This window comes from Nocardia sp. N2S4-5, from assembly GCF_044628355.1.
Classification (GTDB): Bacteria; Actinomycetota; Actinomycetes; order Mycobacteriales; family Mycobacteriaceae; genus Nocardia; species Nocardia wallacei_B.
In genome coordinates, this window is record NZ_JBIUPM010000001.1 from 6,225,464 (window position 1) to 6,237,584 (window position 12,121).

10 protein-coding genes and 1 pseudogene are annotated in these 12,121 nt (G+C 68.8%); 6 read left to right on the plus strand and 5 right to left on the minus strand.

Annotated features, from left to right (window positions below; all coding sequences use genetic code 11):
• Window positions 1-87 precede the first annotated feature (87 nt).
• From ACFMRZ_RS28725 to ctaD, 3 genes are all read right to left on the minus strand, one after another.
• Window positions 88-1,713, minus strand: a complete 1,626-nt coding sequence (locus ACFMRZ_RS28725; RefSeq protein WP_400181461.1) for a GMC oxidoreductase — start codon at window positions 1,711-1,713, stop codon at window positions 88-90.
• A gap of 63 nt (window positions 1,714-1,776) precedes the next feature.
• Window positions 1,777-2,301 (minus strand): YdcF family protein, encoded by a 525-nt coding sequence (locus tag ACFMRZ_RS28730; RefSeq protein ID WP_400182997.1) that lies wholly within the window; start codon window positions 2,299-2,301, stop codon window positions 1,777-1,779.
• Window positions 2,302-2,349: 48 nt separating this feature from the next.
• Entirely contained in the window at window positions 2,350-4,050 is a 1,701-nt protein-coding gene (ctaD, locus tag ACFMRZ_RS28735) for a cytochrome c oxidase subunit I (protein WP_400181462.1), read from the minus strand.
• 246 nt (window positions 4,051-4,296) lie between these two features.
• Here ctaD and ACFMRZ_RS28740 point away from each other — a divergent pair, with 246 nt between their 5' ends.
• Window positions 4,297-6,780: an ATP-dependent Clp protease ATP-binding subunit gene (locus ACFMRZ_RS28740; RefSeq protein WP_400181463.1), complete on the plus strand. Its 2,484-nt coding sequence runs from the start codon at window positions 4,297-4,299 to the stop codon at window positions 6,778-6,780.
• 45 nt (window positions 6,781-6,825) lie between these two features.
• Window positions 6,826-7,302: a nuclear transport factor 2 family protein gene (locus ACFMRZ_RS28745; protein WP_400181464.1), complete on the plus strand. Its 477-nt coding sequence runs from the start codon at window positions 6,826-6,828 to the stop codon at window positions 7,300-7,302.
• 39 nt (window positions 7,303-7,341) lie between these two features.
• On the opposite strand, the gene ACFMRZ_RS28750 is transcribed toward ACFMRZ_RS28745, so the two are convergent.
• Window positions 7,342-8,403, minus strand: a complete 1,062-nt coding sequence (locus tag ACFMRZ_RS28750; RefSeq protein ID WP_400181465.1) for an AraC family transcriptional regulator — start codon at window positions 8,401-8,403, stop codon at window positions 7,342-7,344.
• 33 nt (window positions 8,404-8,436) lie between these two features.
• On the opposite strand from ACFMRZ_RS28750, the gene ACFMRZ_RS28755 reads away from it, so the two are divergent.
• Window positions 8,437-9,915: a flavin-containing monooxygenase gene (locus ACFMRZ_RS28755; protein ID WP_400181466.1), complete on the plus strand. Its 1,479-nt coding sequence runs from the start codon at window positions 8,437-8,439 to the stop codon at window positions 9,913-9,915.
• On the opposite strand, the gene ACFMRZ_RS28760 is transcribed toward ACFMRZ_RS28755, so the two are convergent.
• Window positions 9,916-10,521 carry a short chain dehydrogenase gene (locus tag ACFMRZ_RS28760; RefSeq protein WP_400181467.1) on the minus strand — a complete coding sequence of 202 codons (606 nt, stop codon included), beginning with the start codon at window positions 10,519-10,521 and terminating at the stop codon, window positions 9,916-9,918. It abuts the gene before it with no gap.
• Window positions 10,522-10,645: 124 nt separating this feature from the next.
• Here ACFMRZ_RS28760 and ACFMRZ_RS28765 point away from each other — a divergent pair.
• The 3 genes and pseudogenes from ACFMRZ_RS28765 to ACFMRZ_RS28775 form a co-directional block, all read left to right on the plus strand.
• A pseudogene (locus ACFMRZ_RS28765) lies at window positions 10,646-11,113 on the plus strand (methylated-DNA--[protein]-cysteine S-methyltransferase); the annotation flags it as partial.
• Window positions 11,114-11,140: 27 nt separating this feature from the next.
• Window positions 11,141-11,863, plus strand: coding sequence for a 2OG-Fe(II) oxygenase (locus tag ACFMRZ_RS28770; RefSeq protein WP_400182998.1), 723 nt, complete (start codon window positions 11,141-11,143; stop codon window positions 11,861-11,863).
• Window positions 11,863-12,120, plus strand: coding sequence for an Ada metal-binding domain-containing protein (locus ACFMRZ_RS28775; protein ID WP_280371533.1), 258 nt, complete (start codon window positions 11,863-11,865; stop codon window positions 12,118-12,120). The genes ACFMRZ_RS28770 and ACFMRZ_RS28775 overlap by 1 nt, the downstream gene beginning before the upstream one ends.
• Window position 12,121 lies beyond the last annotated feature (1 nt).

Here is a 12,121-nt window from a genome sequence, read left to right on the forward strand (position 1 = left end):
CTCTCCTCAGGTTGCGGATTACTCTGCGGTGCAACCGGATCGGCGTCCGACGAGATCAGTATGCCGGAGGGGTACGACAAGTTTCGGCTAGGAAGCCCGGGCGGGCGGGGTGCGCAGGGGCCCGGATCCTGTCGCGAGCGTGTCGGCGAGGCGCACGGCCAGGGCGAGGATCGTCAGGGTCGGGTTGACGTGGCCGTTGGTGGGGAACACGGAACTGCCTGCCACATAAAGATTGTCGACACCGTGCACGCGGCAGCCGGGATCGACGACGCCGTGCCGGGGATCCGCGGACATGCGGGTGGTCCCGGTGGGGTGCGCCCAGTCGGTGAGCCGCACCGGCGCCGTGCTGCCGGTCCGAGCCCAGTCGGACAGGACGGGAGTGGCGTACCCGAGTCGCGCGAATTCGCGCACCGCCAGCTCGGCCGCCCGGCGCACCGTGGCGTCCTCGAGCGCGCTGGTCCGCCAATCGATCCGGGCCACGGGCGTTCCGAGCCGGTCATCGTGGTCGGCGAGGGTGATCCGGCTGTCGCGATCGGGCCGCTGCTCGACCATGCAGCGCAATTCCACGCCCGCGAGCCGATGTGGCAGACCGGCGCGCTGGATCCACCGCCGCCGGGCGCCCGCCAGCAGCAGGCCGGGGTTGCCCAGCACGACCCGCGCGTCGTGCCGGTCGGCCCGCCCGCGCAGCATCCGCTTCAGCGCGTCCCACGGGTCATCGTCGGCGGGCGTCTCCTGAATCCACAAGGCGCAGTGCAGCAGTCCCTCCGCGCGTTGGACTCGTTCCGACAGCGCCAGGCCGTGCAGGAAGGTGTGGGTGCCTCGCGGCGACCGCACGACGTACTTGCCGAAGCGGTCGCGCACGGCGGCCGACGTGGTGGTGTCGAAGGCGCCCACCGCGCCGCAGCGGTGATCCATCAGATAGCGCCCGACGAGGTCGTTGCGGTTGCCCACGCCGTGCGGCACGACGCGCCGCGACGCCAGCAGCAGCCGGGCGTTCTCGATTCCCCCGGCGGCCAGCACCACGCGGCCCGCGCGCACGGTGCGCCGCCGCAGATCGTCGCCGGTGACCTCCAGCGACTCCACCCGCGTGCCGAGCGGGTCGGTGTCGATGTGGGTGACGGTGGCGCCGACCACCACCCGCACATTGGCCGCCGCGGTCGCCGCGACGTGCGCACCGAATCGCTTGGCGTCGAACGGGTCCGCCGGATCCTTGCTGATCTGCCAGAAGTACGGCCGCAGCAGCCCGGCGTCCACGTCGCCGGGCGGGCGCGGCCGTCCGGACAGCTCCCAGAACGAGTCGTCGTTGAACCCGGAGCCGTTCCCGATGCCGATGTGCCCGGCCGCGCGGTCCAGATACGGCCGCACCTCCTCGGCCCGGATCGGCCAGCCGGACCCGGGAACCCAGGGCCGACAGGCGAAGTCGATCTCATCGAGATACCCGCAGCGACCGCTCCAGGTATCGGAGCTGCCGCCCAGCACCCGGTTGCGGGCGTCGCGATGCGGTCGCGCCCGCGCCGCGCCGACGTTCTCGATGTCGTTGAGCTGGTCGATGTCCGGATCGCGGAGGCGCCCACCACTCTCCAAAACCAGTACCCGCCAAGGAGTTCCGGCCAGTTCCGCGGCTATGGTGAGCCCCGCCGGACCGGAGCCCACGATGCAGATGTCGGTCTCGAGGTCGATGTCCGGGACCTCGCGCAGGGAGTCGATGCGCATGCCAGCGTCCTTCCGCCCGCATCCACCCCGACAAGGACGCTCCGCAACAGCGTAACCGCCGCGTCAGCACGCCGAGGCGAAGAAGGCGCGCACATAGCTCGCCGATTGGCGCACATACATCCACGCCCAGTACCGCACACCCGATTCCGCGGGACTGGCGACCATGGTCAGCTCGCCGTGGAAGCAGTTGCCGACGATGTAGCGGGCGCGCGAGACGTGCGGTGTGTTGGTCACGACGATGAGATGATGCCAGCCGAAACGCTCTGCGCGCCGGGCGATCTCCTGCGCCTCACCCTGCGTCGTCCACGGGTCCGGCACGAAGCAGTCGACGTGGAACGGATAACCGCCGTCGCAGTAGCGGTCCATGACGGAGTCGTCGGCGCCGGTCGACCGCGAGATCAGCAGTTCGGGCGCCAAGCCGCGCGCGGCCAGGTCGAGCCCGATGTCGAAGCGCTCGTAGGCCGTTCCGCCCAGCACGACGATGGCGTCGGCGGGGCGCAGCGGGTCGATATGCGGATGGACGTACACCGGCACGCCCGCCACCGCGAGCGCCGCGATCGCAGCGGCGAGGACGACGAGCGTCACCACGGCTCGTCGGAGTGCGCGCACACGTCGACGATACCGATCTTCACCCGATCACTTCGCGCCCCAGCCCACCTGTGCCTCGGTCCGCATCCGCTCCACCATGTGCGGATAGTGCAGCTCGAAAGCCGGTCGCTCGGAACGTATTCGAGGCAGTTCGAGGAAGTTGTGCCGCGGCGGCGGGCAGGTCGTCGCCCACTCCAGCGAATTGCCGTGCCCCCACGGGTCGTCGGCGTGCACCACCTCGCCGTAGCGGTAGCTCTTGAAGACGTTCCACACGAACGTGATCATCGAGAACCCCAGCACGAACGACCCGATGGTGGAAATGGTGTTCAGCGTGGTGAATCCGTCCGTCGGCAGGTAATCGGCGTACCGGCGCGGCATGCCCTGCGCGCCCAGCCAGTGCTGCACCAGGAAGGTCAGGTGGAAACCGAAGAACGTGGACCAGAAATGCAGCCTGCCCAGCCGTTCGTCCAGGAAGCGCCCGGTCATCTTGGGGAACCAGAAGTAGATGCCGCCGAAGGTGGCGAACACGATGGTGCCGAACAGTACGTAATGGAAGTGGGCGACCACGAAATAGGTGTCGGAGACGTGGAAGTCCAGCGGCGGGCTGGCGAGGATCACCCCGGACAGGCCACCGAACAGGAACGTCACGATGAAGCCGAGCGCCCACAGCATGGGCGTCTCGAATGTCAGCTGCCCGCGCCACATGGTGCCGATCCAGTTGAAGAACTTCACTCCCGTCGGCACCGCGATCAGGAAGGTCATCAGCGAAAAGAACGGCAGCAGTACCGATCCGGTGACGAACATGTGGTGCGCCCACACCGCCACCGACAGCGCCGCGATCGACAATGTCGCGTAGACCAGCGTGGTGTAGCCGAACAGCGGCTTGCGGCTGAACACCGGCACGATCTCGGTGATGATCCCGAAGAACGGCAGCGCCACGATATAGACCTCGGGATGCCCGAAGAACCAGAACAGGTGCTGGAACAGAATGGTCCCGCCGTTGGCCGGATCGTAGAGGTGCCCGCCCAGGTGCCGGTCCACCGCCAGCCCCATCAGCGCCGCGGTCAGGATCGGAAATGCCAGCAGCACAAGGACGCTGGTGACCAGGATGTTCCAGGTGAAGATCGGCATCCGGAACATGGTCATGCCGGGGCAGCGCAGGCACACCACGGTGGTGATCATGTTGACGCCGCCGAGGATGGTGCCCACGCCGGATACGGCCACACCCATGATCCACAGGTCCGCGCCCACGCCCGGGGCATGGGTGCTCAGGCTCAGCGAGGTGTAGGCGGTCCAGCCGAAGTCGGCCGCGCCGCCCGGCGTGAGGAAACCCGCCGTGGCGATGGTCGCGCCGAACAGGTACAGCCAGTAGCTCAGCGCGTTCAGCCGGGGGAAGGCCACGTCCGGCGCCCCGATCTGCAGCGGCAGCACGCAGTTGGCGAAGCCGAACACGATCGGCGTCGCATAGAACAGCAGCATGATCGTGCCGTGCATGGTGAACAGCTGGTTGAACTGCTCGGCGGACAGGAACTGTAGTCCCGGCCGGGCCAGCTCGGAGCGCATCAGCAGCGCCATCAGGCCGCCGACGAGGAAGAACGCCATCGAGGTGACGATGTACATGACCCCGAGCAGCTTGGGGTCGGTGGTGGTCACGACGCTCCAGACGTAGGAACCCTTCGGTGCGACGCGCCTGGGAAACGGCCTGACGGCGGCGATCTCGGCGGCGCCGCGAGACGATGCTGTAGCCACAGATCCTCCTCGAGCCCAACCGGTTTCGAGTGTGGCACCGCGCGGAGATCAATTGGCCCGAATGGCGAGCCCGGTCGGTCGCCAAAAGTTCGCTGGACAGCGATTCGGTGCCTGGCTGTGAGGGTTGCATCGCGGAGTACGGTGGAGTTCGATCGCCGGGTGCCACGGTAGCCGAGGATTCACCGGTGCCCGATGCCCTTGGCAGTGCGTCGCAGGCGCGGCGCCGACAGACGACGAGGTGTGGATATGACCGCAGCGTGGCCTGGTTCTCTCGGTTCGTTCGACGACATCTTCGATCAATTCTTCGGCTCGTCGGGGCTGACCGCCCAGCCTCCGGTGCAGCGCATCGACCTCGGGCGCCTGCTCAGCGACAACGCCAAGACCTTGGTCGCCGAGGCCCGCGACGCGGCGCGGGAGTGGGGCAATGCCGAGATCACACCCGAGCACCTGCTCTACGCGGCGACCGAGGTGGAGCCGTCGCGCAGTGTCATCGCCCAGCTGGATCTCGATCCGGACCGGGTCGGGGCGCAGATGCGGGGTGCGGCGGGCAGCGGCGCGGCCTCCGCCACGACGGCGGGCGGGGGCATCGTGCTGAGTCCGGCCGCCAAGCTCGTGCTGCGCAACGCCCAGCGCAGCGCCGCCGAGGCCGGGTCCAGCTACATCGGTCCGGAGCACATCCTGCTCGGCCTCGCCGCCGGCGACAGCGCCGCCGCGCAGGCGCTGTCGGGGGCGAAACTGCCGCAGGCCGAAGGTCAGCAGCCGTCCAGCGATACGCCGACCCTGGACGAGTACGGCCGCGATCTCACCGCCGAGGCCCGCGCGGGGAAGGTGGATCCGGTCGTGGGCCGCGCCGAGGAGATCGAACAGACCGTCGAGATCCTGTCGCGGCGGCGCAAGAACAATCCGGTGCTGATCGGCGATCCGGGTGTCGGCAAGACGGCGATCGTCGAGGGGCTGGCGCAGCGGATCGTCAACGGCGACGTCCCCTCGACCCTCGCCGACCGCCGGGTCATCGCGCTGGATGTGGGATCGCTGGTGGCGGGCAGCAAGTATCGCGGCGAGTTCGAGGAACGGCTGACCAAGATCCTCGACGAGGTGCGCGAACATTCCGGCGAGCTGATCCTGTTCATCGACGAGTTGCACACCATCGTCGGCGCCGGGTCCGGTGGCGAGGGCTCGATGGACGCCGGGAACCTGCTGAAACCGGCGTTGGCGCGCGGTGAGCTGCACGCCATCGGCGCGACCACGGTGGACGAGTACCGCCGGTACATCGAGAAGGACGCCGCCCTGGAGCGCCGCTTCCAGCCGGTGCTGGTGGCCGAGCCCTCCGTCTCCGACACGGTCGAGATCCTGCGCGGGCTGGCCGATGTCTACGAGGAGCACCACCAGGTCCGCTACGACGACGAGGCGCTGATCGCCGCGGCCGAACTCTCGGATCGCTACCTCACCGACCGCTTCATGCCCGACAAGGCCATCGATCTGGTCGATCAGGCCGGGGCCCGGGTCCGGTTGCGCACCCGCATGCCCGGACCGGACCGGCGCGAGGCGGAGGAGGAGCTGGCCCGGTTGAAGCGGGAGAAGGACGCCGCCGTCGCCGCCGAGGACTACGCGCGGGCCGACTCACTCAAGGATCAGATCGCCGCCGCGCGGGAACGGGTCGATCACCTCGGGAACGACGCGGACGATCTCCCGCACGTCACCGTCGACGACATCGCCGCGGTGGTGTCGAAGCAGACCGGCATCCCGGTGTCGGAGCTGACGGTGGAGGAGAAGCAGCGGCTGCTGCGCCTGGAGGACGTGCTGCACAAGCGGGTGGTCGGGCAGGAGGAGGCGATCACCGCGGTCGCCGAGGCGGTGCGCCGGGCCCGGGCCGGCATGCAGGACCCGAACCGGCCGATCGGCTCGTTCCTGTTTCTGGGGCCCACCGGCGTCGGCAAGACCGAGCTGGCGAAAGCGTTGGCGGAGGCGGTATTCGGCGATGAGGACCGGATGATCCGCTTCGACATGAGCGAGTTCCAGGAGAAGCACACGGTGTCGCGGCTGGTCGGCGCGCCGCCCGGATACGTCGGCTACGACGACGCCGCCCAGCTGACCGACAAGGTGCGGCGGCAGCCGTATTCGGTGATCCTGTTCGACGAGGTGGAGAAGGCGCACCCCGACGTGTTCAATGTGCTGCTGCAACTTCTCGACGACGGCCGCGTCACCGACGCCAAGGGCCGGACGGTGGATTTCAAGAACACCATCGTCATCATGACCAGCAATATCGGCTCGGACCTGATCCTGAACGCCCCTGCGGGAGACGTCGATTCGCTCACCCCGAAGCTGATGGAGCGGCTGCGGCAGCACTTCCGGCCGGAATTCCTCAACCGCATCGACGAGACCATCGTCTTCCACCGGCTGAATCAGGAGCAATTGCGCCACATCGTCGATCTGGTGCTCGACGGCCCGCGTCGGCGCCTGCGTGCCCAGGACATCGAGCTGGACGTCTCGGACACGGCCCGGGACTGGCTGGCGGACAACGGCTATCAGCCCGAATTCGGCGCCCGCCCGCTCCGGCGCACCGTCCAGAAGGAGCTGGAGAACCGCGTCTCCACCCTCGTCCTCGGCGGGGAGCTCGAACCCGGCGACACCGTCCGCGTCACCGCCGACGACGCCGGTCTGCTGGTCTCCGCGGTCTCGAACGGCCGCGAGGAATCGCTCGCCGTCGGCGAAACCGCCCGAGTGGAATGAGAACGTGTTCTAGAGTGGGCGGCGGGCAATACTAGGAGGTGGTGCGTGGATCTGATCGCGCTGGAAGAGATTCGTGCGGTCAAATACCGCTATCTGCGGGCGCTGGACCTGAAGCGGTGGGACGAGTTCGGGGACACGCTCACCGAGGACGCGACCGGTGACTACGGGTCGCCGTCGGGCGGTCGGCCGCTGCAATTCACCGGGCGCGCCGCCATTGTGGACTACATGCGCGGCACACTGGACCGCAACATCATCACCGTGCATGTGAGCAGCCATCCGGAGATCGTGGTGGACGGCGAAAATGCCACGGGCAGTTGGTGTATGGAGGACACGGTGATCGTGCCGGAGTTCGACGTGGCGATCCGGGGCGCGGCCTACTATCAAGACCGCTACCGGAAGACGGACGGGCAGTGGCGCATCGCGCATACCGGCTACGAACGGCTGTACGAGGCCACCATGTCGCTGTCCGCCCTACCCGGCTTCACCCTCACCGCCAACCACTGGGCGCCCGCCGCGTCCTGACCTCACGTGAATTTGCCTGGCCTGCAAGGACTTCGCGGCTCACCACACCGTGTTGTTCGCCGTGTGCTGCCCGCGGCGGAGCGCGGTGGGGGTGGTGCGGAACCAGCGGCGGCAGGTGCGGGTGAAAGTGGACTGCTCGGCCAGTCCGATGAGGGAGGCGATCTGGCTCATGGGCAGATCGGTCGTGGTGAGGTAGCGACGGGCCTCGGTGCGGCGGACATCGTCGAGGATGGTGGCGAACGACGTGCCCTCGGCGGTGAGGCGGCGCTGCAGGGTCCGCGGATGGGTGGTGAGAAGTCTTGCCACAGCGGTCAATTCGGGCGTCGTCGTGCCGAGCAGCTGGCGCACGGCCGCGCGCACCCTGGGTTCGTAGGCCGATCCCGCGCCGGTCGACAGCTCGGCGAGGAAGGCCATCGCCAACCGGCGCAGCGTCTCGTCGCTGCCTGCCACGGCCATCGAGGTGAGGCTGCTGGGCACCCGGAGCACGGCGGCCGGACGCTCGAATCGCGCCGGAGCGCCGAAGAACTCCTCGTACACCCCGCGCGCCGCCACCGGCCGGTAGGGCAGTTCCACCGTGCGCAGCCCGTACGGCCCGTCCGCCAGCCGCCACAGCGCCCGGTGCAGGAAACCCAGCCCGAGATCGGTGCCCTGCACGGGAATCGGCAGCCCCGGCCGTACGCCGTAGTGCAGCGCCGTGACGCCGCGGTCGCCGTACGGATCGGGTTCCAGGGTGAGACTCAGCGACCGGGCGTGCACGAAAAGGTAGCGGGACGTGCACTCCAGCGCGTCGGCGAGGGTGGGGGAGCTGCGGATGGCCAGCGCGAGCGGGCCGAGCATGCCGAGGTCCTGCCGCCTCGCGATGCGCAATCCGAGATCCGGGCAGCGCAATTGCTCCGCCGCGATTTCCAGCACCAGCGCCATCGCCTCGTCGGCGACCAGCAGATCGTCGGCGTCGAGCGCGGCGATCGGCAGCCCGGCCGCGGCGGCGAACTCCTCGGCGTCGCCGCCCAGCTCGGCCACTGTGGCGCGGAAGCCGCGCAGGCCCGCGGACCGGATCACCGACATGTCGTCCAGAATCAAATAGTTGTCGTGTGAAGTCAAGAAGCACGCCGTTGCGCCGCGCACACTGGAACCATGACCGTGGCAGGTGAACATCTCGACGTCGTGATCGTGGGGGCGGGTCTCTCGGGGATCGGCGCGGCCTATCGGCTGCAGTCCGAACACCCCGATCGCAGCTATGCCATCCTCGAGGCGCGTGAGGCGCTGGGCGGTACCTGGGACCTGTTCCGGTACCCCGGCATTCGCTCCGATTCGGACATGTTCACCCTCGGCTACCCGTTCAAGCCCTGGCGCGACGCCAAGTCCATCGCCGACGGCCCGTCGATCCTGCGCTACATCGAGGAGACCGCCGACCAGTACGGCATCGGGCAGCACATCCGCTACGGCACCAAGGTGGTCGGGGCCGAATGGTCCAGCGACGACGCCCGGTGGACGGTCACCATTCAGCAGGGCGCCGAGCGGCACACCCTGACCTGCGGCTTCCTCTACTGCTGCGCCGGTTACTACGACTACGACGAGGGCCACGCGCCGGAATTCCCCGGTGTGGAATCGTTCTCCGGTCAGGTGATCTACCCGCAGTTCTGGCCGGAGGATCTCGACTACGCCGGTAAGCGCGTGGTCGTGATCGGCAGCGGCGCGACGGCGGTGACCCTGGTCCCGGCGATGGCCGAGCAGGCCGAACTGGTCACCATGCTGCAGCGCTCGCCCTCCTGGATCTCCCCGGTCCCGGGTCGCGACAAATACGCCGACCGGATCCGCGATCTGCTGCCCCCGCAGCTCGCGCATCGGCTCATCCGCACCAAGAACATCCTGTTCAATGTGGGTTTCTACCAGTACTGCCGACGGCGGCCGGAGGCGGCGCGCAAGCTGCTGACGGACCTGTCCACCCGCATCCTGAAAGACGAGCGGCTGGTCGCCGAGCATTTCACGCCCTCGTACAACCCGTGGGATCAGCGGCTCTGCGCCGTCCCCGACGCCGACTTCTTCAAATTGATGAAGAAGGGGAAGGCCGAGGTGGTCACCGATCACATCGAAACCTTTGTGCCAGAAGGGATTCGGTTGCGCTCGGGCCGGGTGCTGCCGGCGGATGTGGTGGTGTCGGCCACCGGGCTGAAACTGCTGGCGTTCGGCGGTATCGCGCTGACCGTCGACGGTGTGCCCGTGGAGCTGTCCGACCAGTTCGTCTGGCAGGGCGCCATGCTCACGGGCGTGCCGAACTTCGCCGTGTGCATCGGCTACACCAACGCGTCCTGGACGCTGCGCGCCGACCTCACCTCGCGGCTGGTCTGTAAAGTGCTGGCGCACATGGACCGTCGCGGCTATCGGGCGGTCGTGCCCGAGCCGCAGGGCCACCTGGAGCAGCATCCGCTGCTCGATCTGGCGTCGGGCTACATCCAGCGTTCGATCGGCGATTTCCCGCGCCAGGGCGACCGGCACCCGTGGCGAGTGCGTCAGAACTATCTGATCGACTCGGCCACCACCATGCGAACCAACCTGGACAAGACGCTCCGGCCGGTGCGCCACGCACCGAAGTTGCAGCGCGTCCGAGGCTGATCAGACCACCCGCACGCCGGTCCGGCTCGGACGCAGCACCTCTCCCTGCCCCGATCCCTCGACCGCCTCGACGTACGCCCGGGCCACGTCGCGGACCGGAGTGCCGTCGGCGCCGTCGCGACCCATCGACTCGAGGGTCTCGGCCACCCAGCCCGGGCTGACGGCGTTGACCCGCACTCCGCGCGTCATCTCGACGGCCGCCGCCCGCACGAACGACTCCAGCCCGGCATTGACCAGCGCGCCGAACGACATCCCGGTCTCCACCCGCTCGAAGACGCCCGAGGTCACGGTGATCGAGCCGCCGTCGCGCAGCCGGCGCAACGCGGTGCGGACCAGGTGGACCTGGCCGAACAGCTTGCCCTGAATGCCACGGTAGAAGTCGTCGTCGGAATCCAGCGGCGTGAGTTTGCCACTGGCCGCGCAGCAGATCACCGCGTCGACGTCCGGCACCGTGGCGAACAGCTCATCGATCGAGGCGGGATCGTCCATGTCCACGCGGACCGCGCCGCCGCGTGCCGCGCGGACCACCTCGTGGCCGCCGCGTTCCAGTTCGGCGGCGACCTCCGATCCGATGGTCCCGGTCGCGCCGATGATGATGATTCGCATGGGTCTCGTAACCATGCGAGGTCGCGGCGATATTCCGGCGACCGCGAATGGCATGTCCGATTCCCGCCGGTATCGGCTCGGGGACCGGGGCACATTGGATCGTGGGAACAACGGAAGGATTCTCATGACCGTGTACACGACGATCGACAGCCCGATCGGCGAGCTGCGGCTGGCGGGGGAGCCGTCGGCCGCGGGTGTGGTGCTCACCGCCCTGTCCATGGGCGGCGCCAAAGCCGTTGCGGCGCAGGATGACTGGATCGAGGATGCGACGGCGTTCGGCGCGGTCGCCGCCCAGCTGCACGACTACTTCAAGGGCGACCGCACCGAGTTCGACATCGAATTCGCCACTGCCGGTAGCGATTTCCAGCGCCGGGTGTGGCAGGCCCTGGAGCGCATACCGTACGGCGCCACCGTGACCTATGGCGAGATCGCGGCGAGCATCGGAGCGCCGCGCGCCGCGGTGCGCGCGGTGGGAACGGCCATCGGGGCGAACCCGCTGCTGATCCTCCGGCCGTGCCATCGTGTCATCGGCGCGGACGGGTCGCTCACCGGGTACGCCGGGGGAGTGGAACGCAAGCAGCGCCTGCTCGAAGCTCGAGCAGGCCCGCCGGGCGGCGTGATGGCGACCGGATTGTCGACGGCCCCCGCCGGGCGTGTGGCAGAACAGGATTGGGCCGCGCTCGCCGGCGAGCTCGACGAGCACGGCCACGCGCTGACCGGCCCCCTGCTGACGCCGGGCGAATGTCGTTCACTCGCAGCGCTGTACGGCGACGCCGAACGGTTCCGCAGCACGATCGTGATGGCGCGGCACCGGTTCGGCTCCGGCGAATACCGGTACTTCACCCACGCTCTCCCCGATCTCGTGTGGGACCTGCGGGCGGCGTTCTACCCGAAATTGCTTCCCATAGCGCGGGATTGGGCGGCGCGACTGGGGCGGCCGGGCTCGTGGCCGCCCCGGCTCGACGACTGGATCGCCCAGTGTCATCAGGCCGGTCAGTCCAAGTCGGCGCAGATCCTGTTGCGCTACGGGCCGGGTGACTGGAACGCGCTGCATCGGGACCTGTTCGGCGACATGATATTTCCACTGCAGGTCGTCATCGGGCTGGATGCGCCCGGCGACGACTACACCGGCGGCGAATTCCTTATGGTCGAGCAGCGTCCCAGGGCCCAATCCCGCGGCGCGTCGGTCACGCTGCCACAGGGCCACGGGCTGGTCTTCACGACCAGGGAACGCCCGGTGCGCAGCTCGCGCGGCTGGTCGGCCGCGCCCATGCGGCACGGTGTGAGCGTGGTCCGCTCCGGACGGCGGCACACCCTCGGCCTGGTCTTCCACGACGCCTGATGTCTTACACCCTGCTCGGCGCGGACGGAAAGCCTTACCGCAGTACGACTCCCGGCACGCTGGGCGGTCACCGGCGACTGCGCGTCTACGGCCGTCTGGACTGCCCGGCCGCCCTGCGCGCACTGCCGCGAGGCCGCTACGCGCTGCACCGCGTCTTCTTCGCCGACGAGCGAACGGCCGTCGCCGCGGGCTACCGGCCGTGCGCGGTCTGCCTTCGGCACGAGTACCTCGAATGGAAGCGGGACCGCGGGGCCTGAG